Source organism: Herbaspirillum huttiense (genome assembly GCF_004367745.1).
Lineage (GTDB): Bacteria > Pseudomonadota > Gammaproteobacteria > Burkholderiales > Burkholderiaceae_D > Herbaspirillum > Herbaspirillum huttiense.
The window spans coordinates 4,054,841-4,079,159 of the sequence record NZ_CP037993.1 but is presented as its reverse complement, the minus strand read 5'-3'; the positions used below and the strand labels follow the sequence as shown (position 1 = coordinate 4,079,159).

Genomic DNA, 24,319 nt, shown 5'->3' with positions numbered 1-24,319 from the left:
GCCATGAAAAAAGGCTGACGCGAACGTGCCGCATCAGCCTCCTGCAAAACCTCCCAGGCTTGCCTTCAATTACTCGTGCGGATCCAGCCGGTCAGCCAGGATCGCCGACACACCCGTGAAGGCCGGATATTCCGCCGTGATCACATAGGTCGGAATGGCCTTGGTCAGCACCGACATGCGGCCCTTGTTCTCGAAGCGTGCGCGGAAGGGCGAGCGGGCGAAGTACTCGCCCAGGTGCGGTACCACCCCGCCCCCAATATAGATGCCGCCAAGCGCACCCAGCGTCAGCGCCAGGTCGGCCGCGACGGTACCGAGCATGCTGCAGAACAGGTCCAGCGTTTCCATGCACACTGCATCGCCTTGTTTGAGTGCGCCGTCCACGATCTCGGCGGCCTTCAGATCGGCGGCGGGATGGCCATCGATGGCCAGCAGGGCGCGATGGATGAATTCGAGGCCGGGCCCCGAGACCAGGCGTTCAGCCGAGACATGTTCATGGAATTGCCAGGCGTAGGCCAGCACGGCCGCTTCACGCGCATTGGCCGGAGCGAAGGCAACGTGGCCACCTTCGCTGGCCAGCGGCAGCCAGTGGCCATCGCCGCGCACCAGCCCGCCCACGCCCAATCCCGTGCCGGCACCGACCAGGCCGACCGGCTGGCCCGCCTTGGGTGTGCCGCCACCGATCTGCTGCAATTCATCGGCGCGCAATTGCGGCACGGCCATCGACAGCGCCGTGAAGTCATTGACCACCAGCAGCAGGTCAAAGCCCAGCAACTGGCGTGCCGCTTCAATGGAGAAGGCCCAGTCGTGGTTGGTCATCTTGATCTGGTCGCCTTGCACCGGATTGGCGATGGCCACCACCGCGTGTTTCACGGCGGGTTGGCCAGCCAGCTTGAGGTAGGCCTGCACGGCATCGGTGAATTGCGGATAGTCAGCACCGCGCAGGACCTGCACTTGCTCTATATGGCCAGGTGAAGTTTCCAGCGCGAAACGGGCATTGGTGCCGCCGATGTCGGCCAGCAGGCGCGGACCGCCGGCGTGGGGCGGCTTGCTCGAAGAGGGAGTGGGGGCGTGCATCGTCTTGTCCTTGTTTTCTTCATACCAACAGGCGGCAGGGCGCGTGGCCGTGCCGCCTGTCGAATTGCAATCGAGTTCGGGCGGATCCTGGTGCGGATGCGTTACAGGGTATGAGGCGAAGCGGCGCGCCAGGTTCCGGCGGATGAGCTGCTCATCCGCATCGGCGCGCATGGTAACAGCATCAGGCCAACTGTTGTAGCAGCGCGTTGCGCACCTCGGCGACGACCTCGCTCCAGTCGCCGGTCTGCTTCTGGCGGAACAGGTGCATGCCCGGATACCAAGGCGTATCGCTGCGTTCCAGCTGCCAGCGCCAGCAGGTGTTGGCACGATTGAGCAGCCACACCGGCTTGCCCAGGGCACCGGCCAGATGGCAGGCCGAGGTATCGACGCTGATGAGCAGGTCGAGATTGGCGATCAGCCCGGAGGTGTCGGCAAAGTCCTGCAATTCCGCAGAACAATCACGCACATGGCTGGCCAGCGGATGGTTGCGCAGCTGGGCCACCGCGGTCTCGCCAACCTGGACGGAATAGAATTCCAGTTGTGCGTGCTCCTGCGCCAGTTCCACCACGGGAGCCAGCGCCTCGAAGGGCAGGGAGCGCTCGCCGTCGATGCGTACCGCATCCGGATGCGTCTGGGCCGAGCTGCCGGCCCAGACCAGGCCGACCCGCAGGGAGCGGTTGCGCGGCAGGCGCTGCAGCCAGGCCGCCCAGGCGTCGGCGTCGGGCAGCAGATAGGGGGCGCGCGGAATGTCGGCTTCGCTGAAGGACTTGCAGGCCAGCGGCAGACTCATCAGCGGGCAGTGATAGTCGAAACCGGGGCGCATGAACTGGTCGCTGCTGATGACCTGGGCTGCGCCCGGCACTTTGGCCAGCAGGCGGACCAGCGCCGGTGGCACTTCCAGGATCACGCGTGCGCCGAGAGCGGCCACCTGGGGCAGGTAGCGCACGAATTGCAGGGTGTCGCCAAAGCCTTGTTCGGCGTGGATCAGGATGGTCTTGTCCTGCAGGGATTGCTGCCCCAGCCAGAGCGGCTGCAGGAATTGGCGGACCTGCGTGCGCATCTGTTCGGTCGCCCAGCGCGACTCGTAGGCGGGCCAGCCATTGGCGAAGTCGCCCTGGCGCAGTTTCAGCAGGGCATCGTTCCAGGCGGCGGAGCTGGCATCGGGCTTGAGCTCGCGGGCGCGGCGGTAGCACTCGGTGGCTTCGCTGAAGCGATACAGCTGTTCCAGCGTCGAGCCGCGGTTGAACCACAGGTCCGGCGAGCTGTCGTCCAGCGCCATGGCGCGGTCGTAGGCTTCCAGCGCTTCCATCGGGCGCTGCATCTTGAACAGCACGAAGCCGCGGTTGGACTGGGCCTCGAAGAAGTCCGGCTGCACCTCCAGCGCGTGGTCGTAGGCGCGCAGGGCCTCGTCGAACTGGTAGCTGTCCTTGCAGGTATTGCCCAGGTTGAACCAGGCTTCAATGAAATCGGGGCGCAGGGCGACGGCGCGCTCATAGCTGGCGCGTGCATCGCGATAGCCGTAGAACTCGTGCTGGAGGTTGCCCAGCTGGAACCAGGCATCGGCGTTGTCCGGCGTCAATGCGGCTGCGCGTTCGATGTCGGCCAGGGCTTCGCGGTTGCGTTTGAGGCGGCGCAGGGCAGCTCCACGTGCCAGCAGTGCGTCAGCAAAGTCCGGCGTCTGCGCCAGGATCTCGTCATAGCGCTGTATGGCTTCTGCATCGCGGCCCAGGTGCACCAGCGCACCGGCGTGGTCGAAATAGGTGTCGCGGTGATCGGGATTGAGTTCGATGGCATGCGCCAGCTGGGCTTCGGCCGCCTCCCAGTCCTCCTGATGGAGCTTGAGCATGCCGTAGAGGTAATTGGCCTCGAAATGATCAGGAAGCTTGACCAGGACCTTCTTGTAGAGCTCTTCGGCGGGGGCCAGATCGCCCTTTTGATGCAGGGCCAGGGCTTTTTGCAGCAGGATGAGGGAGGCGTTTGCTTGCTGGTGCATGATCTTGTTCTGGACAGAGAAAGGGGCCGGCGCAATACCAGCCAGTAGACCTGCAAGTGTCCCAAATCCGCGCAGTTTTATTCAGCGGATTACAGCCTGAAATCTCACCTATATCTCTCGCTGGGGGCTGCAAGCGGAGTCGCGGCTTTTCTTTTACACTAGCCGGACATCAGACAACTGATGCGCAAGCCAAGCCGGCATTGACCGGTTCCTCATCCACCGCATGCAGTTGCATGCACGTCGCCACCACGGAGTCTTCCCGATGAGTTTCGCCATTCCCGCCCCCGCCCAGGCCACCGTCCCGGTGGTCGGCGGTGCGCCGTTTCCGGTTCGCCGCATCTATTGCGTGGGCCGCAACTATGCCGCCCACGCTCGCGAAATGGGCCATGATCCCGACCGCGAGCCGCCGTTCTTCTTCATGAAGCCGGCCGATGCGGTGGTACCCACCGATTCCGTGGTGCCGTACCCGGCCGCGACCGCTGACTATCATCATGAGATCGAACTGGTGGTAGCGCTTTCCGGCGGTGGCCGCGATATCCCGGTGGAAAAGGCGTTGGAGCTGGTCTACGGCTACGCCGTCGGGCTTGACATGACCCGCCGTGACCTGCAGGCGCAGGCCAAGAAGCTGGGCCGTCCCTGGGATATGGCCAAGGGCTTCGACCAGTCCGCCCCCTGCGCGCCCATCGTGCCCGTGGCCCAGTCCGGACATCCCGACAAGGGGGCCGTCTGGCTCAAGGTCAATGGCGAAGTACGCCAGCAGGGCGACCTGTCGGACCTGATCTGGAACGTGGCCGAAACCATTTCCTATCTGTCCGGCCTGGTGGAGCTGTTCCCCGGCGACCTGATCTATACCGGGACCCCCGAAGGCGTGGGCGCGGTGGTCAAGGGTGACCAGTTGCAAGGCCATGTGGACGGCTTGCCGGATATCAACATCACCATCGGCTGAAGCGCTCGCAGGCCGGGTGCAGCGGGTTTCTGGCGGTCCCGGCCCGGCTCCCGCAGCCAGCTTCCTGCACCGGTTCCGGACCGGGTGCAGGGGGCCGAAACCAAACTGTCATGAAGCCGGCGGCGATGCGGCGTATAATACGAAGTTCCGCAAGGAATGCCGGGCATTGCAAGTCGTCCGTCCGGTCAGCATCGTTGTTAGCGTTTGCATCATCCGAAGCGCCCGGCCGAGCAGGTTTGGCCGGTTCGCCCGTAACACATCAACACAGAAAGCAATCAGAACCCGTGCGCATGCACCCCATGCACCGGAGCCGCCTGGCGGCTGCCGCGGCGCTGTCGCACCGTTCGCAATAAACCATGTCCGACACCACGTCCGCGTCCGCAGCACCGGCTGCCCCTGCCGTCCGTTTTGAAGATTTCGGCCTTTCGCCCGATATCCTGCGCGCCTTGTCCGAACAAGGCTACGTCCATCCGACCCCGATCCAGGCCCAGGCCATTCCTGTGGTGCTGCAAGGCCGTGACGTGATGGGCGCCGCCCAGACCGGCACCGGCAAGACCGCCGGTTTCTCGCTGCCGATCATCCAGCGCCTGCTGGCCCACGCCAGCCACAGCGCCTCGCCCGCCCGCCACCCTGTGCGCGCCCTGATCCTGACCCCGACCCGCGAGCTGGCCGACCAGGTGGCCGACAATGTGAAGGCGTATTCACGCTTTACCCCGCTGCGCTCCACCGTCGTCTTCGGCGGCGTGGACATGGCACCGCAAACGGCCACCCTGCGTGCCGGCGTGGAAATTGTCATCGCCACCCCGGGCCGCCTGCTGGACCACGTGCAGCAAAAGACGGTGAACCTGTCCCAGACCCAGATCCTGGTCATGGACGAAGCCGACCGCATGCTCGACATGGGCTTCCTGCCGGACCTGCAGCGCATCATCAACCTGCTGCCCAAGCAGCGCCAGAACCTGCTGTTCTCGGCCACCTTCTCGCCCGAGATCAAAAAGCTGGCCGCCAGCTTCCAGAACAACCCGGTGACCATCGAAGTCGCGCGCAGCAATGCCACGGCAGAAAACGTCAGCCAGACCATCTACAAGGTGGAGGAAGCTGCCAAGGCGGATGCGGTCAGCTTCATCATTCGCCAGCGCGCACTGAAGCAAGTGATCGTCTTCTCCAATACCAAGATCGGCGCGTCGCGCCTGGCGCGCACTTTGCTGGCCGAAGGTGTGAAGGCTTCTGCCATCCACGGCGACAAGACCCAGTCCGAGCGCATGGCCGCCCTGGAGGCCTTCAAGCAAGGCCAGATCGAAGTGCTGGTGGCCACCGACGTGGCCGCACGCGGGCTGGACATCGCCGAACTGCCTTGCGTCATCAATTACGACCTGCCCTACAACGCCGAAGACTACGTGCACCGCATCGGCCGTACCGGCCGTGCCGGTGCCTCGGGCGACGCCATCTCGCTGTTCTGTGACAAGGATGAGCGCCTGCTGGTCGATATCGAAAAACTGATCAAGAAGAAATTCGAGCGTGCTGAGCTGACTGGCTTTGCGCCGCGCATGCGCGCTGACCGGGGTGAACGCGGTGAACGTTCGGAACGTGGCGAGCGCGGTGAGCGTAGTGACCGCGGCGAACGCGCCGAGCGTGGCGAACGCAGTGACCGTGGCGAGCGCAGCCGCAGCAGCCGCGACGGCGCAGCCCCGTCGGGACGCCGCGAGAAGGTCGATCCCTGGTTCCTCAAGCCCTATGAGCCCAGCGCCACCGAGACCGTCTCCACCAAGCCGGAACTGCCCAAGAACAACCGTCCCAAGCCCAAGGTCGCGGCCTTGCTGGGTGGCATGCCCAAGCGCTGATCCGGCAAGCGCTGATCCGTTTTCTCAGCGCGGACCGAAACGCGCTCGCCAGCCGGTGAGCGCCAATGTCCAGAATCCTTCCCTGTCGCGGGCCGCGCCCGTGTCCAGTCCAAGAAAGGCCGCCGCCTGCTGCAAGGCTTGCAGCGGCTGGCCCAGGTCCAGTGCCTGGGCGCCGTTCTGCTTGGAAAACTTTTCCCCCGACGCATTCATCAACAGCGGCACGTGCAGATAGCGCGGCGTCGCATAGCCCAACAGCCCCTGCAGGTAGATCTGCCGCGCCGTCGAGTCCAGCAGGTCGGCCCCGCGCACGATGTCGGTGACGCCCTGTTCGGCATCATCCACCACCACCGCCAGCTGATAGGCCCAGAAGCCATCGGCCCGCTGCAGCACGAAATCCCCGGCTTCCGAGGCCAGATGCTGCGCCTGCGGACCCAGCCAGCGGTCCGTGAATTGCACCAGTTCGCCCGGCTGGCCGGCATCAGGTACGCGCAGCCGCAGCGTGCGTGGCATCTTGCCGGGGGCCAGTCCGTGGCGGCAGGTGCCGGGATAGAGCGCAGCACCATCGCTGGCCGTGCCGACCCTGGAATCGGCGATTTCCTTGCGGCTGCAGCCGCAGGGGTAGGCCAGTGCGCCCAGATGCTCGCGTGCAAGCTGGTAGCGTGCCTTGCGCTGGCTCTGCACCAGAATCGGTCCGTCAGAGTGCATATCCAGTGCCGCCAAGGTGGCGATGATGTCGTCTGCTGCCCCGGGCACGGTGCGGGTCTCGTCGATGTCTTCGATGCGGAGTAGCCAGCGGCCATGGTGCACGCGGGCATCCAGATAGCTGGCCAGTGCCGCCACCAGCGAGCCCGCATGCAGCGGACCGGAAGGCGAGGGCGCGAAGCGGCCTACATAAGCTTTGCCGCTCATGCCGGATCCCGCATGGGTATCGGTCCGATCAGCGATTGCCGCACGTGCGGCTGTGCCAGGTGCTGAATGAACCATTTCAGTGACTTGCCCTGCTCGGCCTTGGGCCAGGCCACCATGAAATTGTCGTTGGGTTTGGCGGCCAGCGTCTGTTTTTCCACCAGCGCACCGGTGGCGAGATAGGGCTCGGCCCAGATGCGCGGCAGATGGCCGCAACCGAGGCCTGCCAGCTGGGCTTGCAACTTGTCGGCCACGGTGGCCACTGTCAGCGTTTCCTGGCCGGACAGCAGCCCCATGGTCAGTGTGGGCAGGGACTGGCTGTTGTCGCCCACGGCAATGGCCCGGTGGCTGCGCACCAGCTCTGCCGACAGCGGTTCGGTTGCCGAGGCCAGCGGGTGCGTCGGGGCCACTGCAAAGACCCAGTCCACCGCCCCCAGCTCCTGCATCTGGAAGCGCCCGCTGGTGCGCACCACTTCCGGCCCGTCCAGGGTCACCCCGATGACCAGGTTGGCGCGGCCCTCGATAAGCTTTTCCCAGGCCCCGGTCAGTACACCGGGCGTGAAGCGCAGGCGGGTGCCGGACTCTTCGCGGTCAAAGGCTTCGATCACCGGCAGCATCTTGTCGAAAGGAATCAGGCTGTTGAGCACGATGTGCAGTTCCGTTTCGCGTCCGGTGGCGGTGCGCTTGACGCGCTGCTCCAGGTCGCTGGCGGCCAGCAGCAGATGACGGCCTTCCTGCAACAATTGCAGGCCCGCCGGTGTCAACTGGGCCCGGTGACCGCGGCGGTCGAAGAGCAGCACATCCAGGTCATCCTCCAGCTTGCGCACGCTGTAGGTCAGGGCCGAGGGCACCCGGTCCAGGGCCACGGCAGCCGCGGCAAAACTGCCCTTGCGGTCGATCATGTCAAGGATCAGCAGGGATTCCAGGGTCAGGTTCACGTCTTGCTCCGCTTGTTTAAATTTTTTGAACGAACACTACGGATTTTAGACCTTATCTGCATAAAAGTTAGCCACTATAGTGACGCCATCGACAAACATTTTGACCAAATCAATTCCGGTTTGGTCCCACTCAAGAAAGAGGTGTTGACATGATGGAACTTCGCAAAGCGAACGATCGTGGCCACGCCAACCACGGTTGGCTGGATTCGTATCACAGCTTTTCCTTCGCGGACTACTATGATCCCAAGCACATGGGCTTCGGTCCGCTGCGGGTGATCAACGAAGACCGCGTGGCCGCAGGCCAGGGCTTTGGTACCCATGGCCACCGTGACATGGAGATCATTTCCTATGTGCTCGAAGGTGAACTTGCGCACAAGGACAGCATGGGCAATGGCAGCGTGATCCGTCCCGGTGATGTGCAGCGCATGAGTGCCGGCACTGGCGTGCGCCACTCGGAGTACAACCACTCCCAGGATGGCACGACGCACTTCCTGCAGATCTGGATCATGCCGGACCGCGCCGGCGCCGAGCCGGGCTATCAGGAAGCGCACTTTTCAGCCGCCGACAAGGACGGCAAGCTGCGCCTGGTGGCTTCGCGTGATGGCCGTGAAGGTTCGGTCAGCATGAACCAGGATGCCCAGCTCTACGCCGGTCTGTTCGACGGCGCACAAGCGGCCGAGTACACCTTGCCGCAGGGCCGCCTGGGCTATGTGCACGTGGCCCGTGGCAAGATCAGCGTCAATGGCCAGGCCCTGCAGGCGGGCGATGCCGTCAAGCTCAGTGCGGTCGACCGCATCGAGATCAGCGGCGGCGAGAAGGCTGAAGTCCTGTTGTTCGACCTGCCGCGCTGAGTTTTGCTGCGGCGGCATGCAGTAATGCAGTAAGCAGTTTGCAGTAGCAACCCGCCGGTACCGATCACACCGGCGGTTTTCCCCGCGTCACTTCACTCTCTAGAGAAGGAATTTCGTCATGACCAAAGTTGCCATCGTTTACCACTCCGGCTACGGCCACACCAAGAAACAGGCCGAAGCCGTGCAGGCTGGCGCGGCCGGCGTTGCCGGTGCCGATGTCGAGCTGATCGCCATCAGCGCTGAAGGCACCATTACCGATGAACAATGGGCCAGCCTGGACGCGGCCGACGCCATCATCTTCGGTTCGCCGACCTACATGGGTACCGTGTCCTGGCAGTTCAAGAAGTTCGCCGACGCCTCCTCCAAGCCCTGGTTCAGCCAGAAATGGAAGGACAAGGTCGGTGCCGCCTTCACCAACTCGGCCACCATGAACGGCGACAAGCTCTCGACCCTGCACTACCTGTTCACGCTGGGCATGCAGCACAGCATGATCTGGGTCGGTACCGGCCTGATGCCTTCCAACAGCAAGGCGGCCCAGCGCAATGACATCAACTTCGTCGGTTCCTTCTCGGGCCTGATGGCGCAAAGCCCGTCGGACTCCTCGCCGGAAGAAGGCCCGCTGCCGGGCGACCTGGAAACGGCCAAGCTGTTCGGTGCGCGCGTGGTTGAAACGGCTGCCAAGTTCAAGAAATAATCTTCATCTCATCGACGCAAGTCGTGAAGATGTAAAAAAGCCGACCTCGCAAGGGGTCGGCTTTTTCGTTGCCAGAGCGCGCTGCAATCAGGCTGCTGCAGAGCTGGCTTCCTGCGCCGCCCGCTGTTTGGGCGCGCAGTGCGGACAGGACTTGCCCGGCACGTAATCCGGCGAGAGCTGTTCACGCGGGGTGACCACGGCGCGGCAGGCGAAGCATTGGGCGGTCTGGGTTTCCTTCAACTCCGGGCTCAGGGCGGTGCGATAGTCGAAGACGAAGCAGTCGCCGTTGTAATGGGCACCGCCGACATCCTCGAAATACTTCAGGATGCCGCCTTCGAGCTGGTAGACATGGTCATAGCCGATGTTCTGCATATGAATCGCGGCCTTTTCGCAACGAATGCCGCCGGTGCAGAAGGTGACCACCGTCTTGCCTTCAAAATCGGCCTTGTGCTCCTCGATCACCTGCGGGAATTCCGTGAACTTGCTGATGCGATAGTCCACCGTGTTGTCAAACGTACCCACATCGACCTCGAAGCCATTGCGGGTATCCACCATCACCACCGGACGGCCTTCGTCGTCATGGCCCTGGTCCAGCCAGCGCTTGAGTTCCTTCGGCTCCACGAAAGGCGCACGGCCCAGCTCCGGCTTGATCAGCGGATGCTTCATGGTGATGATCTCGGCCTTCAGTTTCACCAGCATGCGGGTGAAGGGTTGCTTCTCGGAATAGCTCTCCTTGACCGTGAGATCGGCAAAGCGCGCATCGGCGCGCAGCCAGGCCAGGAAGGCGTCGATTTCATGGCGCAGGCCGGCCAGGAAGAGGTTGATGCCTTCCGGGCTCAGGATCACGGTGCCACGAAGATTGTTCTTCTGGCAAATTTCGAGAAAGGCCGGACGCTTTTCAGCGGTGTCATCGAAGCTGATGAACTTGTAGGCGGCGATGTTGACGTAGGGGGTCTGCGGGGACTGCATGATGGCGTACTCAACTGTAAGTCTTTGAATCGTCAGCATTATAACCGTGCACCCCGGCTCGCCGCAGTTATTTGGCCGGAGCCTGCGGCTTCTCTGATGCAGATCAATGCGCGCCGGGAGGATCTGGCAGAAAGGGCAGGTGTAAAGTCTTCATATTTCTCACAAATCGGGAGCAATCGGAATCGGTCAGGCTCACAAGCTCCGGTAAAATGGCTACCCTATGACTACCCCGCAATTTGTACACCTCCGTATGCACTCGGAGTACTCCATCGTGGATGGCCTGGTGCGTATCGACGACATCGTCAAGGCTGCCGCCAAGGATGGACAGGCCGCCCTGGCGGTGACCGACCTCGCCAACCTGTTCTGCATGGTGCGTTTCTACAAGGAAGCGCGCGGCAAGGGCGTCAAGCCCATCGCCGGCTGCGACCTCTGGATCACCAACGACGCCGACCGCGAAAAACCCTTCCGCCTGCTGGTTTTGATCAAAAGCCGTCATGGCTACCTGCAGTTATGTGAAGTCTTGTCCCAGGCCTGGCTTACCAACCAGTACAAGGGCCGTGCTGAAGTCCGCATGGAATGGCTGGACGCGCTGCGCCACCAGGAAGGCGGCAATGGATTGATCGCCCTGTCGGGTGCCGCCATGGGCGACATCGGCCAGGCCATCGACAATGGCAACCTGGCCCAGGCCGAAGCCTGCGCGCGCCGCTGGGCCGAGATCTTCCCCGGTGCCTTCTACCTGGAACTGCAACGCGCCGGCCAGGCCAACATGGAACTGCAGGTGCGCCAGAGCGTGGCCCTGGGCGCCAAGCTGGGCTTGCCGTGCGTGGCTACGCATCCGATCCAGTTCCAGAGCCCTGAAGAATTCATCGCGCACGAAGCCCGCACCTGCATCGCCGAAGGCGAGATCATGGCCAATGCGCGCCGCGTGCGCCGCTTCAACGAGCAGCAATATTTCAAGTCGCAGGCCGAGATGGCCGAGCTGTTCGCCGACCTGCCCGGTGCGATTGCCAATACCGTGGAAATCGCCAAACGCTGCAACCTGGTGCTGCAGCTGGGCAAGCCGCAACTGCCGGATTTCCCTACGCCGGACGGCATGACCATCGACGACTTCCTGGTGGCCCAGACCAAGGCCGGGCTGGAAGTCCGCCTGAAGGAACTGTTCCCCAACGAAGCCGAACGCGAGAAGCAGCGCCCCCGCTATGAAGCGCGCCTGGAGTTCGAGAACAACACCATCATCAAGATGAAGTTCCCGGGCTACTTCCTGATCGTGGCGGACTTCATCCAGTGGGCCAAGAACAATGGCGTGCCGGTCGGCCCCGGCCGGGGTTCCGGTGCCGGCTCGCTGGTGGCTTACTGCCTGTTGATTACCGATCTGGACCCGCTGCGCTATAACCTGCTGTTCGAACGTTTCCTGAACCCCGAACGCGTCTCGATGCCCGACTTCGACATCGACTTCTGCCAGGAAGGCCGCGACCGCGTCATCCAGTATGTGAAGGATCGTTACGGCAAGGAGGCGGTCTCGCAGATTGCCACCTTCGGTACCATGGCCGCCAAGGGCGCGGTGCGCGACGTGGGCCGCGTACTCGATCTGGGCTACAACTTCTGTGACGGCATTTCCAAGCTGATTCCCTTCAAGCCGGGCAAGCTGGTCACGCTGGCCGATGCCATCGAGGAAGAGCCGCTTCTGAAGGAGCGCCTGGAGAACGAGGAAGAGGTCAAGCAGCTGATGGGCCTGGCCCAGCAGGTCGAAGGCATCGCCCGCAACATCGGCATGCACGCCGGTGGCGTGCTGATCGCCCCCGGCAAGCTGACCGATTTCTGCCCGCTCTACACCCAGGGTGGCGACTCCGGCGTGGTCTCGCAATACGACAAGGACGACGTGGAAGCCGTCGGCCTGGTGAAGTTCGACTTTCTGGGCCTGACCACGCTGACCATCCTCGACCGTGCAGTGCGCTACATCCGCATGCTCGATCCGGCCATGGCCGATTTCGACCTGGCCAAGCTGCCGCTGGACGACCGGCCCTCCTACGAACTGCTGACCAAGGCCAAGACGGTCGCCGTGTTCCAGCTGGAAAGCCGCGGCATGCAAGGCATGTTGAAGGATGCGCGTCCCGACCGCTTCGAGGACATCATCGCCCTGGTGGCGCTGTACCGTCCGGGCCCGATGGACCTGATCCCCGACTTCTGCAAGCGCAAGCACGGCGAAGCGTTCGACTATCCTGACCCGCGTACCGAGGGCATCCTCTCCGAGACCTACGGCATCATGGTCTATCAGGAGCAGGTGATGCAGATGGCGCAGGTGATCGGCGGCTACTCGCTGGGCGGCGCCGACTTGCTGCGCCGGGCGATGGGCAAGAAGAAGGCCGAGGAGATGGCCAAGCACCGTGAACTGTTCCGCGAAGGCGCGGCCAAGAACGGGCTGGACCAGGCCAAGGCCGATGAAATCTTCGACTTGATGGAAAAGTTCGCCGGCTACGGCTTCAACAAGTCGCACGCCGCCGCCTATGCGCTGCTGTCCTATTACACCGCCTACCTGAAGGCGCATCACCCCGCCGCATTCATGGCCGCCAACTTGTCGCTGGCCATGGAAGACACGGACAAGGTCAAGATCCTGATCGAAGACTCGATCGACATCTGCAAGCTGGCCATCCTGCCGCCGGACATCAACAAGTCCGACTACCGCTTCATGCCGGTGGGTGAGCCGGGCAAGAAGGCTACTCAGATCCGCTATGGCCTGGGCGCCGTCAAGGGCGCCGGGCAGAACGCCATCGAAGCCATCCTGGAGGCGCGCAAGAACGGTCCTTTCAAGGACCTGTTCGACTTCGCCAAGCGGGTGGACAAGAAGCAGATCAACCGCCGCACCATCGATTCGCTGATCCGCGCCGGCGCCTTCGACTGCTTCAAGGTCGATCGTGCCATCCTGCAGGCCTCGGTCAACCTGGCCTGGGAAAGCGCCGAGCAGGCCGAGAAATCGGCCAACCAGGTCAGCCTCTTCGGTGGCGACGACAGCGACCTGGAAGCGCCGCTGGAATATGTGCAGGTGCCTGCCTGGAGCGACAAGCAGCGCCTGACGGAAGAGAAGGGCGCCTTGGGCTTCTATCTCTCCGGCCACCTGTTCTCGGCTTACGAAAAGGAAGTGCGCCGCTTCGTGCGCACCAAGATCGCCAGCCTCGAACCCTCGTGGGAACCGCGCAGCCTGGCCGGCATCATCACCGGCGTGCGGGTGCAGATGACCCAGCGCGGCAAGCTGGTGATCTGCACGCTGGACGACGGCACGGGCGTGATCGAGGCAACGATCTACAACGAATTGTTCGAGCCCTTCAAGCACCTCATCAAGGAAGATGAATTGCTGGTGGTCTCGGGCAAGGTGTCGGAAGACCGTTTCAACGGCGGCCTGCGGGTGGCTGCCGACAAGGTCATGGACCTGGGCGCGGCGCGTATCCAGTACGGGGTGCGCATGGTGGTGTCGATCAACAAGGCGGTTGACCCCAACCACCTGCGCGACACCCTGGCCGCGCATCGCCAGGAGCAGGGCCTGCCCTTCGTGATGAAATACCGCCAGTCCGATGCCGCCTGCGAAGTGGTGCTGGGCGATGCCTGGCGCGTCAATCCCAGCGACAGCCTGCAGTCGACGCTGGTGGCTTCGTTTGGCAAGGAAGCGGTGGTGGTCGAGTATTGACGGCCGGACGATTTGAACCATCCGCGCCGGGGGGCGCGGGGTATAACAACAAGGTAGCAACGATGACACTTCACACGATTCCCACCGTAGTCATTTCCCTCGTGGAGAGCCAGGACCGGCGGCGTTACATTGCCGACCAGTTCGCTTCGGTTGGACTGAATTTTCGGTTTTTCGATGCCGAGCGCTTCACGCAGCATCCATCCTCCTATGACGCTGCGACGCGCTGGAAGGTGCATGGAAACCATATGAATCTCTCGGAAATCGGCTGTTACGACAGTCATTATCGTATCTGGCAGGAACTGGTCCAATCGGGCCAAGAGATGTGGTGCATTCTGGAAGATGATGTCGAGCTTGGCACGGGCTTTGCGGAAACACTGCAGGCGATCGCGGCGACATCCTTCCCGTTCGGTATCATGCGGCTGTGCGATGCGGGTGGCGAAGATTCGTGGCAAGTGGCTGTTCTGGAAAATGGCAGCATCGTGAAAGATCATCGCAAGCAGCCGTTTGGCACGCAGGGCTATGTCATTCATCGCGATGCTGCCAAGGTGCTGGTGGAGAAAGCGCGCAACATCGTCTATGCAGTGGACGACCTGCTCAATCGTACGTGGGAACATCGAGTGCGCATTTTTTCGGTGACTCCGTCCGTGCTGCTGCATCGTAATGACCTGATGGGAACGACGATTGGCCGCGAGAAAGCCAAGCGAACGCTATGGCAGAAGCTCAAGCGAGAGTTCTACATGGCGCGCGACAGTTGGAATCGTCGCCTGCATGCCTGGATGCGTCGCCGCGCACAGCCCCGGAGCTGACGCCACTTTCGGCCTCAGGCCGTGGTGGACGTGCAGGCCTGAAGTCCTCCTCCGACGGCATTTTTCTTATATTGGATTTGGTTTCGCATGAAGGTTTCACCCTACATCAAACGGCTGATCGAGTATCACCGCCCCTATCAGAATCGCCTCATCCTGGCGTTCCTTGGCATGCTCGTCACCGCTACCACGGAGCCGGTCGTCGCCTATATCTTCAAGATTCTGCTTGATCATGGCTTCGTCGAAAATCCGACCTTCCCGCTGTGGCTGGTCCCGGTTGCCGTCATTGGTGCCTTCGTGGCCCGCGGGGCATCGACCTTCCTGACCACCTACATGATGAGCTGGGTCTCGACCCGCGTACTCAACGAGTTGCGGCAAACCATGTTTGATCGCATCTTGCATGTAGGGATCGATTTCACGTCGGTGAAATCTACCGGCAGCACGATCAATTCGATCATGTTCGAGGTGCAGCAGATCATCGACATGGTGACCAAGATCTTCATCTCCATGATTCGTTGCACGCTGACCATCGCTGGCCTGCTTGCATACATGCTCTATATCAGCTGGTCACTGACGATCATCGCTCTGGTGCTCATGCCGCTGATGACTTTCCTGGTGCGCCTGACCGGCAAACGCCTCAAGCGTCTGAACAAGGATTCCCTCACGGTCAATGCCGAGCTCACACAGGTGATTGAGGAAACTACGCGTGCCCAGCAAGTGGTCAAGATCTTCGGCGGTCAAGCTTACGAGCGGCACCGGTTCCACGAGCGTGCTGAAAAGCTCCGTCGATACAGCATGCGCATGGTGAGCGTATTCGCCGCGACGGTTCCGCTGACCCAGATCATGACGGCCTGCGCGATGTCGGTGATGATCATGCTCGCTCTGATTCAGGCCAGCCACAATCAGATTACCGTGGGCGGCTTCATTTCATTCTTTACTGCCATGATTGCCTTGCTGGCCCCGCTGAAGCAACTGGCCGAGGTCAATGGTCCGCTGCAGCGTGGCATGGCGGCGGCCGAGGCGGTTTTTGCACTCATCGACAGTCCGGTAGAACGTACTACCGGCCGCGAACTGTCAGCACGCGCCGAGGGCAATCTGCGCTTTGAGAAGGTGGGATTCCGCTACCGCGAACAGGAGCGTGCCGCGCTCACTGATATAGACCTTGACATCGCTGCTGGACAGACGGTGGCCTTCGTGGGGATGTCCGGCGGTGGCAAGACGACGCTGGTGAACCTGATCCCCGGCTTTTATTCGGTGAGCTCGGGTCGCATCCTGCTGGATGGCGTTTGCCTGGAGGATATTTCCCTTCCCAGCCTGCGCAGGCAAATTGCGATGGTCAGCCAGCACGTGGTCCTGTTCGATGACACCGTGGTCGCCAATATCGCCTACGGCGACGCCAGCCCGGACCTGGAGCGGGTACAGGCAGCCATCAAGGCGGCTTATCTGGATGACGTAGTAGCTGGTCTGCCGCAGGGCGTGGACACGCCGCTGGGCGATAACGGCAACCGTCTTTCGGGTGGCCAGCGCCAGCGCATGGCCATTGCCCGGGCGATCTACAAGAATGCTCCGATCCTGATTCTGGACGAGGCTACATCGGCCTTGGATACCGAGTCCGAGCGCGCCGTCCAGGCGGCACTTGATCAGTTGATGAAGAACCGTACCACCCTCGTGATCGCGCATCGGCTCTCGACCATCGAACGGGCGGATCGCATCGTGGTGCTCTCCGAAGGCCGCATCGTCGAAGTCGGTAGCCACCAGGCGCTGCTGGAGCGGCAGGGGGCGTATGCCAATCTCTATCGCATGCAATTCGCGGGGGAGGGAAAATGAGCGTCTCTTCCGTATTGACCTGGCACCGCGCCACATTGTCCGCAGCCAATCACCACCATTCATTTTTCTTCGTTTCGAGGGTGGCAATCATGCCTTGCCTGAGGACCTGACATGCCATTGATCCCCCAGGAAAAGCTGGCCAAGACCGACAAGATTCTCTTCATCGCCCATCTGGCCATCGGCGACTTCACATACCTGCAGAACGGGTTCAAGGCCTTTGCCGAGACCTACCCCCATCTGCGCATCCATCTCTGGATCGACGAGGTGCGCCGTACCGACGACAGCAGCAAGTGGGGCTACCTGAAAAACTACGCGCTCTACGACTGGGCCGAGAGCTGTCCCTTCTTTGAAAAAGTCTATCGTCGCACTTACAGTCCGGCCTTGCTGGCCGAATCGATCGCCGAAGCGCAAGCGGAGGCCTATCCCGTCGTGGTCTCGCTGGCTACCTTGCGTCCTCCCCAATACGCGCGTCTGGCGCGGGAGTGCGGTCCGCAGGCCTGGGTCGTGGGCATGCGCCGCAAGGCTCGCTGGTACGTGCCGTCGGACTTCGCTGCCTATCGCAAACTGGATGCCAGCTTTACGCCGTTCCAGACGTTCCCCGGTTACCACATTACCGACGAATACGCCGATTGGTTCCGGCAACTCGCCAACGTTTCCATGGACGCAGGCCAGCGCTTTCCTTACATCGACATTCCCCTGCAATGGCAGCAGCAGGTGCGCCAGCAACTTGCCGAGTGGGGCATTCCCGCTAGCGAGGGCGGCACGCCTCTGGTGTTCATCAATCCGTTTGCCAAGACGCGCAAGCGGTGCTGGCCAGTCACCCGAGTGGCTGACCTGATCGAGATGCTGCAGGCACAAGGGAAGTGGCAACATGCGAATTTCATCATCAACGCCACGCCGCAGGAGATCGAAGAGGCCAAGCGGGAGATCGCCGAGCGTCTGCCCGCACGCACCTTCTGGTTCAGTGCCGACCAGAACTTCTATCAGTTGCCGGCGCTGCTGCAATGCTGCGATCTGGTGGTGTCTGTCGAAACCGCCGTCATGCACCTGGCCAATGCCGTCCACGTTCCAGTGGTGGCGCTGATGCGCCGCAAGAATCCCGAGTGGGCACCATTCGACAAGGCCAATAGCCGGGTCGTTATGGCGGCCCGGCGCGGGGACTGGGTGGATGCCATACCTGCCGAGCGGGTACGCCTGGTGATGGAGGCGCTGTGATGTCTGATATGCATGAACCCGCTTTGCAGAGCGCTACCGCAGGAGGTGATGATTCCTTCCACATCGTGTTCTGCGTCGACGATCGCTATTTTCGTTGCATGGGCGCGACCATTGCTTCCATCCTCGAGCATAATCCGCAGCGTCCTTTCACCTTCCACGTGTTGGTCACGCAGGTGTCTGACGACAATCGCCGCCTCTTCGAGTCACTGACACTAAGGCCCGGAGTGCGCTGCCACGTCCATCTGCTGGATGCGGGGCTGTTCGACCGTTTCGAGCAATACACGCGTTCGTCCTACTATTCATCCGCCATTTTTGCGCGGCTGGTCATCCCCGACCTGCTCAAGTCTTTCACTGACCGCGTGCTGTACCTGGATGCCGATATCCTCTGTGTAGGCAGCATCGATGCGCTGATTTCTCTGGATCTTGATAACGATATCGTGGCCGTGGTTCCGGACGCGATCGCGACCACACAGCGCCGGGTAGCAGCCTTGGAGCTCAAGCATGACCGCTATTTCAATTCCGGCATGCTGTACATCAACATCCCCCGCTGGCTGGAAGCTGGAATCAGCCAGCAGACCATCGAAGCCATCCTGCAGCAGGGAGAACGCTTCCGCTTCCCCGACCAGGATGCGCTCAATGTGGTACTGGACGGCAGAGCACGCTACATCGACATCCGCTGGAATTATCTCTATGGGTTGGTCGGAGATCTGGAAGGCAATCGCCCGGCGCTCGACATTGCGCCGGGGGCCGCGACTTTCATTCACTTCGCCGGCTCGGTCAAGCCGTGGGGCGCGTGGTGTGAACACGATGCGGTCAAGCTGTTCGAACACTACCACCAGCAGTCGGCATGGGCTGCCATGCCGTTGGATTCGGCACCACAGAATTACAAGGAGGCGCGCATGCATTCCCGTTTCCTGTGGGCAGGCGGCAAGCGGATGGAAAGCTTGTGCTGGTATTTGCGCTATCTGCGCATGCGGCGCAAGCGCTGACCTGCGGTCCTCACTGTCAGGGTGCCGCGTGCTCCTGATTCCTCATGATTTGATGTCGATACCATGGTCCAACAACTGATTTCACCCGAACTGCTGAATAAGTCCGACAAGATCCTGTTCATTGCGCACTTGGCGCTGGGGGATTTTACTTATATGCAGAATTGTTTCCGGGCCTTCCAACGTGCCTATCCGCACATCCGCATGCACCTGTGGGTGGACGAGGTGCGCCGTACCCCTGATGCGTCGAAATGGCCCCATCTGAAGAAATATTCCCTGTACGACTGGGTTCGCGCCACAGACCTGTTTGACCGCATCTACGACCAAACCTACAGCCCGCAGCTCTATCAGCAATCGATCCTTCAGGCGCAGGCCGAGAACTATCCTATCGTCGTGTCTTTCGCCGTGTTGGTACGGCATCTTTACGCCGAACTAGCGCGCAAGATCAGTCCCCACGGATTTGTCGTAGCGCAGAAGAAGCGCGTGCGCCTGCTCGATATTCGCAAGCACCTCGCCTACCGCAAGCTGGACGCGTTCATTCCTGCTTACAAGTCCTCGGAATTGCAGGGGGAACATATCAGTGCGCTGTATGCATCCTGGTTCGAGCAGCTATTCGGCATCACGACAACGCCTGAGGAGCGCTTTCCCTTCGTGGCGATCCCGTCGCAATGGCAGCAGCGTGCGCGTGAGGATCTGTCGGCCCAGGGCGTGCCACCCCAGGCACGGCTGGCGTTTCTCAACGCGTTCTCCAAATCCGAGGAGCGTAGCTGGCCGCTGGAACGCATGTTGGAGCTGGCTCAGCGGATGCAGCAGTTGCCTGCTTGGCGCGACGCTTGGTTCGTGCTCAACGTCGTTCCTGAGCGCCTGGAGCAGGCGCGTGCGCTGCTTTCCCAGTCGGATGTTCGCAACGTCACACTCTTCAGCGCCGAGGAAAATTTCTTCCAGTTACCGGCCTTGCTGGCGTTATGTCAGCTCATCATTTCGGTGGAGACGGCCGTCATGCATCTGGCCAACGCCGTGCATGTCCCGGTCATCGCGCTGATGCGCCAGACCAGTCCGGAATGGGTCCCGATCGATACGGCCAATAGCACCATCATCAGCGTCAAGAGCCGCAAGGGGTGGATCACCGAGATCGGTGTGGAAGAAGTGCTGGCCCGTGTAAAAGCCATCGAGAGCACTGCTGCCTGAAGGCATCAGACCTTATTGGCGGCTCAGGTTCAACGGACGCTGAAGCGTCCGTGATGGAGCAGGTGGTAAATTTTGAGCCAAAGCGGGTGCAGGGGCATGTTCCAGCCTCGGTGGCCGTGGTGGCCGAATGCGTCTTCCAGCCGCCCCTCGCAGCTGAAGCGGGCGGCCAGTTCTACCGGCGCGAAGCGGAAACCGGCCCGTTCCAGCGAAGGGCGCAGGTACTGGCAGATCACTACGTCTTCATTGTCATTCACCTCGACGCTGGGGTCCTCTGCAAGGAACTGCTGCAGTCTCCGGCTGCGAAGTGAAAAACCGCCGTTACCGACCCGATGCTCACGATGCGCTTCACTGCGGGTCAAGTGTGCCGGCCAGGGGGCTCCCACGTAATCATAGGCGAGGAACTCTGGGTCCCACATCCGGTACTTCCAAACGAATCCGTCCCATTGCGCCACCAGGACATGTTCGGTATCGATATATCGATGCAGGTCCTTGACGACAAAACGCGAGTATTCGTCAATGGATCGCAGGGGAGCAATCTGCACGACATCGGGATCATCCGATGTGAAATGCGTCAGCAGCTTGGCCGCTCCGAATTCGCAGTAGAAGCGGCAATGATCGAAGGCGCGTCTGGCTCGCTCGTAATTCACGCAATCGATGACCACCAGCGTCACCTGCGGCAGAGGTACACGATTTACCTTGCCGAACAGCGGAAAACCGAATCTGAATTGTTTGTTGCGCAGCTTTTGCTGGAGCCAGGTGGAGAAGGACATGCTTTTCAGGAAGGTGGGAAATGGACTGCAATCATTGCGGCTGCTGAGTCAGATGCTCTTGCCTGCGGTAGCAATGAGCAAAGAGAATGGCCATGAAGATGCCATAGAAATTGTCGCTGGCTCCCCACATGAAGGTTACATCCGTCAGGCCGAAGATGAAGAATCCAACCGCCGTCATCAGGCCCATGCTGGCCACCGCACGGATCTCTGCATCAGAGTGGCTGATCTTGCGGGCAAAGTAGATCCCCGGCACCAGATAAAGCGCCAGCAAACCGGCCAGCCCGAAACTGCCCAGTGTCGCCATGTTGTAGAAGATTTCGTTGTGCGAATGGATCTGGCGTGCGATGACGGGAGAGATCTTGCCTTCCCGTCCAAGTCCATCGAGCGTCGCACGGAAGTTTTCACGGCCGATACCGATGACAGGATGCTCGGTGAACAGCGCAAAGGACATCTTCCAGAGCCCCAGCCGCGTTCCTACCGAGGTATCCGAGCCCGCGTCCTTGGAATAGGTGGTGATGTCTTCCTGAGCTGCTTCGATACGATGCTGTACTTGCGGGTTAAGCGCGAACAGGCCGATCACAACAGTGACTGCTGCTAGCGCCAGCAGGATCTGTTTGCGCCGATTGAGGTGATCGAAGAGGATCGCCGAGGCAATCGCGGCCAAGAATGGAATGGCCAGCCACGTGCCGCGCGTGCCCGAGATGTAGGCCGAATAGAGAGTGCACAAGAACGAAAAGATCTTGAGCAGGTTGATCAGGCGCAACTGATTGCCCTGGCCCGGCGTATAACGGATCGACACCAGAGTGAAGAAGCCCATCAGCAGTGTCATGTCTGCGAATTCAATGATCGGCATGAAGTCGACGTACTCGGCACGCGTCGTTCCGCCATCGGTGATGATGTACATCTTCACCGTGCATAACAATGCTGCCAGCACGTAACTCCATTGCAGCCAGTTCAGCATTCGCGCGCTGCATAGCAGGCAGGCCCAGGCCAGCACAGCGAACAGAGCCATGCGGGAGGGATAGTCGAAGGTGCGCGCGGCGAAATTCCCCGAAACGAGCTGGTTGATCAGGATTGCCAGCAGCATGCCCGCCATCGCCAGATGCAGTGACCAATAACGTCTCACGAAGGCACTGAACGGCAAATCTCCTTGCTGGCTGCGCAAGGCCAGGGACACCAAACCGGCCAAAAGCAGAGCATAGAAGCCGAGGTTGCCCGACTTGCGACCGATGAGCAGCAGGCTTGACGTGGAAAACAGGACGACAAAGACGATCCAGCGGAGCGACGCGGTGTGATTCTTCATGATTGACGAGACGTATTGTTATATGTGGCAAGATCATTCGATGGACTTGGCGCAAACTTGTTCGCGCCCCCCCTCCAGCGACATCGATCCTTTTTTATCGGCTTATTGGGTTTGCCAAGTTATCGTCGGCCTTGGCAAACCCGCATATTGTTATTACGGTCGGTTCATTTCCGTCTTGATGCTACACGGTGTAAATCCTGAGTTTACACCGGCTACGCTAGCGATATTGACTTCAATTTACATCAGAATGATGTCGTACTGCTCCTGCTGATAATCGCTCTGCACCTGCAGCGACACCGGCTTGCCGATGAAATCCCCGAGCATGGCCAGGTGTTGCGATTCCTCTTCCAGGAACATGTCCACCACCACCTGCGACGCCAGGATGCGGAATTCGCGCGGATTGAACTGCTTGGCCTCGCGCATGACCTCGCGCAGGATCTCGTAGCACACCGTGCGCGGCGTCTTGACCTGGCCGCGCCCCTTGCAGGCCGGGCAGGTCTCGCAGAGGATGTGGGCCAGCGATTCGCGGGTACGCTTGCGGGTCATCTCCACCAGCCCCAGCGTGGAGAAGCCCGAGACCGAGATCTTGGTGCGGTCGCGCTGCAGCGCCTTGCCCAGCTCGGCCAGCACGGCGTGGCGGTGCTCCGTGCTCTCCATGTCGATGAAGTCGAGGATGATGATGCCGCCCAGGTTGCGCAGCCGCAGCTGGCGTGCAATGGCGTGCGCCGCTTCCAGGTTGGTCTTGAAGATGGTGTCGTCGAAGTTGCGGCCGTTGACGAAGCTGCCGGTGTTGACGTCGATCGTGGTCATCGCTTCGGTCTGGTCGACGATCAGGTAGCCGCCCGACTTCAGGTCCACGCGGCGGCCCAGGGCGCGCTCGATTTCCTCTTCCACGCCATACAGGTCGAACAGCGGACGCTCGCCCCGGTAGTGCATCAGCTTGGGCAGCACCGAGGGCGTATAGATGGCACCGAACTCCTGCAGCATGTGGAAGTTCTCGCGCGAATCGACCTGGATGGTGGCGGTCTGGTCCGAGACGAAGTCGCGCAGCACGCGCTGCGCCAGCGACAGGTCCTGGTGCAGCAGGGTGGGTGCCGGCTTGGTCTTGGCCTGCTTGATGATGGTGGCCCAGGTGGTGCGCAGGTATTCCACGTCCATCTGCAGGTCGCTGTCGGAAGCATCCTCGGCCATGGTGCGGATGATGAAGCCGCCTTTTTCCTCAGGTGGCAGCAGCGCCTGCACCTTGCTGCGCAAGAGCTCGCGCTCGGCTTCGTTCTCGATGCGCTGGGAGATGCCGATGTGCTTGTCCTGCGGCAGGTAGACCAGCATGCGTCCGGCAATCGAGATCTGCGTCGACAGCCGCGCCCCCTTGGTGCCGATGGGGTCCTTGATGACCTGCACCGTAATGGTCTGGCCATCGTGCAGCAGTTTCTCGATGGGAATGGCCGGTGCGTTCTGGCCGTCGTGCGGACGGGCTTCCCAGATGTCGGCCACGTGCAGGAAGGCGGCACGCTCCAGGCCGATGTCGATGAAGGCCGATTGCATGCCCGGCAGTACCCGCACCACTTTGCCCAGGTAGATGTTGCCGGCCAGGCCGCGCGAAAGGGTGCGCTCGATGTGCAGTTCCTGCACGGCGCCTTGCAGGATCAGCGCCACGCGCGTCTCCTGCGGCGTGATGTTGATGAGGATGTCTTCGCTCATAGGATGCGAACGCCCGCTTGTTGTAATAGTTGAGCCGTCTCGAAGAGCGGCAGCCCCATGATACCGGAATGGCTGCCCACGATATGGCTGATGAAGACCGAGGCCAGCCCTTGGATGCCATACGCGCCGGCCTTGTCGTAGGGTTCGACGGTATTGCAATAGGCGGCAATGGCTTCTTCGGTCAAGAGCGCAAAGCTGACGTCGGACTGCTGCACGATCTGCCAGACCTCGGTTTCCACACCGTGAGTCACACCCACGGCCACGCTGGTCAGGACCTGATGGGTGCGGCCGGAGAGCAGGGTGATCATGCGCACGGCTTCATCGTGATCGGCCGGTTTGCCCAGGATCAGGTCGTCCACCACCACGGTGGTATCGGCCGCGAGTAGCGGACGATGCGGCAGCTGGCGCAGGATCATGGTCTGCTGGGCGCTGTCGAGCTTGGCGCGGGTGACGCGGGCGACATAGTCCAGCGGGGCTTCGCCGGGCAGGACGCTCTCGTCGACTTCCTTGTCCGAGAGCATGAGTTCGAAATCGATGCCGATCTGGCGCAGCAGTTCGCGGCGGCGCGGGCTTTTCGAGGCGAGGTAGATTTTGTGGTCCGCTTGTTTCATTGAGCCAGGGATGTCAAGAGCCGGTAC

Annotated in this window: 19 protein-coding genes; 10 read left to right on the top strand and 9 right to left on the bottom strand. The window is 61.5% G+C overall.

The features are described 5' to 3' along the window. Positions 1-69: 69 nt before the first annotated feature. Together E2K99_RS18235 and E2K99_RS18230 are read right to left on the bottom strand one after the other, a co-directional pair. Positions 70-1,074 (bottom strand): glucokinase, encoded by a 1,005-nt coding sequence (locus tag E2K99_RS18235; RefSeq protein ID WP_134223121.1) that lies wholly within the window; start codon positions 1,072-1,074, stop codon positions 70-72. A gap of 181 nt (positions 1,075-1,255) precedes the next feature. After that, entirely contained in the window at positions 1,256-3,067 is a 1,812-nt protein-coding gene (locus E2K99_RS18230; protein WP_134223120.1) for a tetratricopeptide repeat protein, read from the bottom strand. Positions 3,068-3,329: 262 nt separating this feature from the next. On the opposite strand from E2K99_RS18230, the gene E2K99_RS18225 reads away from it, so the two are divergent. Together E2K99_RS18225 and E2K99_RS18220 are read left to right on the top strand one after the other, a co-directional pair. Continuing rightward, complete coding sequence (locus E2K99_RS18225; RefSeq protein WP_034336373.1) at positions 3,330-4,013, top strand: fumarylacetoacetate hydrolase family protein; 684 nt, start codon at positions 3,330-3,332, stop codon at positions 4,011-4,013. Between the two features lie 356 nt (positions 4,014-4,369). Next, positions 4,370-5,851: a DEAD/DEAH box helicase gene (locus tag E2K99_RS18220; RefSeq protein WP_134223119.1), complete on the top strand. Its 1,482-nt coding sequence runs from the start codon at positions 4,370-4,372 to the stop codon at positions 5,849-5,851. Between the two features lie 24 nt (positions 5,852-5,875). On the opposite strand, the gene gluQRS is transcribed toward E2K99_RS18220, so the two are convergent. Together gluQRS and E2K99_RS18210 are read right to left on the bottom strand one after the other, a co-directional pair. Next, complete coding sequence (gene gluQRS, locus E2K99_RS18215) at positions 5,876-6,760, bottom strand: tRNA glutamyl-Q(34) synthetase GluQRS (RefSeq protein WP_134223118.1); 885 nt, start codon at positions 6,758-6,760, stop codon at positions 5,876-5,878. Continuing rightward, the gene (locus tag E2K99_RS18210; RefSeq protein WP_121043281.1) at positions 6,757-7,695 is read right to left on the bottom strand and encodes a LysR family transcriptional regulator; all 939 of its coding nucleotides are present in this window, start codon (positions 7,693-7,695) and stop codon (positions 6,757-6,759) included. Before E2K99_RS18210 ends, gluQRS begins: the two co-directional genes overlap by 4 nt. 149 nt (positions 7,696-7,844) lie before the next feature. Here E2K99_RS18210 and E2K99_RS18205 point away from each other — a divergent pair, with 149 nt between their 5' ends. Beyond that, on the top strand, positions 7,845-8,546 hold the full coding sequence (locus tag E2K99_RS18205; protein ID WP_134223117.1) for a pirin family protein: 702 nt from the start codon (positions 7,845-7,847) through the stop codon (positions 8,544-8,546). Between the two features lie 118 nt (positions 8,547-8,664). Next, a complete protein-coding gene (locus E2K99_RS18200; protein WP_134223116.1) occupies positions 8,665-9,240 on the top strand; it encodes a flavodoxin family protein in 576 nt (191 codons plus the stop codon). A gap of 87 nt (positions 9,241-9,327) precedes the next feature. On the opposite strand, the gene E2K99_RS18195 is transcribed toward E2K99_RS18200, so the two are convergent. Then, positions 9,328-10,209 (bottom strand): sulfurtransferase, encoded by an 882-nt coding sequence (locus E2K99_RS18195; protein WP_034336354.1) that lies wholly within the window; start codon positions 10,207-10,209, stop codon positions 9,328-9,330. A 220-nt stretch (positions 10,210-10,429) separates the two neighbouring features. Between E2K99_RS18195 and dnaE the strand changes: the two genes are divergently transcribed. From dnaE to E2K99_RS18165, 6 genes are all read left to right on the top strand, one after another. Next, complete coding sequence (dnaE, locus tag E2K99_RS18190) at positions 10,430-13,888, top strand: DNA polymerase III subunit alpha (protein ID WP_134223115.1); 3,459 nt, start codon at positions 10,430-10,432, stop codon at positions 13,886-13,888. A gap of 62 nt (positions 13,889-13,950) precedes the next feature. Then, the gene (locus E2K99_RS18185; protein WP_134223114.1) at positions 13,951-14,694 is read left to right on the top strand and encodes a glycosyltransferase family 25 protein; all 744 of its coding nucleotides are present in this window, start codon (positions 13,951-13,953) and stop codon (positions 14,692-14,694) included. Positions 14,695-14,781: 87 nt separating this feature from the next. Beyond that, the gene (gene msbA, locus E2K99_RS18180) at positions 14,782-16,518 is read left to right on the top strand and encodes a lipid A export permease/ATP-binding protein MsbA (protein ID WP_134223113.1); all 1,737 of its coding nucleotides are present in this window, start codon (positions 14,782-14,784) and stop codon (positions 16,516-16,518) included. A gap of 111 nt (positions 16,519-16,629) precedes the next feature. After that, entirely contained in the window at positions 16,630-17,733 is a 1,104-nt protein-coding gene (locus E2K99_RS18175) for a glycosyltransferase family 9 protein (RefSeq protein WP_134223112.1), read from the top strand. Then, positions 17,733-18,722, top strand: a complete 990-nt coding sequence (locus E2K99_RS18170) for a glycosyltransferase family 8 protein (RefSeq protein WP_338033858.1) — start codon at positions 17,733-17,735, stop codon at positions 18,720-18,722. The genes E2K99_RS18175 and E2K99_RS18170 overlap by 1 nt, the downstream gene beginning before the upstream one ends. A 63-nt stretch (positions 18,723-18,785) precedes the next feature. Then, positions 18,786-19,907 (top strand): glycosyltransferase family 9 protein, encoded by a 1,122-nt coding sequence (locus E2K99_RS18165; protein ID WP_134223111.1) that lies wholly within the window; start codon positions 18,786-18,788, stop codon positions 19,905-19,907. A 29-nt stretch (positions 19,908-19,936) separates the two neighbouring features. On the opposite strand, the gene E2K99_RS18160 is transcribed toward E2K99_RS18165, so the two are convergent. The 4 genes from E2K99_RS18160 to E2K99_RS18145 all read right to left on the bottom strand — a co-directional run bounded on the left by E2K99_RS18160 (position 19,937) and on the right by E2K99_RS18145 (position 24,292). Next, a complete protein-coding gene (locus E2K99_RS18160; protein WP_134223110.1) occupies positions 19,937-20,677 on the bottom strand; it encodes a DUF5672 family protein in 741 nt (246 codons plus the stop codon). Between the two features lie 31 nt (positions 20,678-20,708). Next, a complete protein-coding gene (locus E2K99_RS18155) occupies positions 20,709-21,980 on the bottom strand; it encodes an O-antigen ligase family protein (protein WP_134223109.1) in 1,272 nt (423 codons plus the stop codon). 237 nt (positions 21,981-22,217) lie between these two features. After that, entirely contained in the window at positions 22,218-23,681 is a 1,464-nt protein-coding gene (gene rng, locus E2K99_RS18150; RefSeq protein WP_034336330.1) for a ribonuclease G, read from the bottom strand. After that, positions 23,678-24,292 carry a Maf family protein gene (locus E2K99_RS18145; protein ID WP_134223108.1) on the bottom strand — a complete coding sequence of 205 codons (615 nt, stop codon included), beginning with the start codon at positions 24,290-24,292 and terminating at the stop codon, positions 23,678-23,680. Before E2K99_RS18145 ends, rng begins: the two co-directional genes overlap by 4 nt. Between the last annotated feature and the right edge of the window lie 27 nt (positions 24,293-24,319).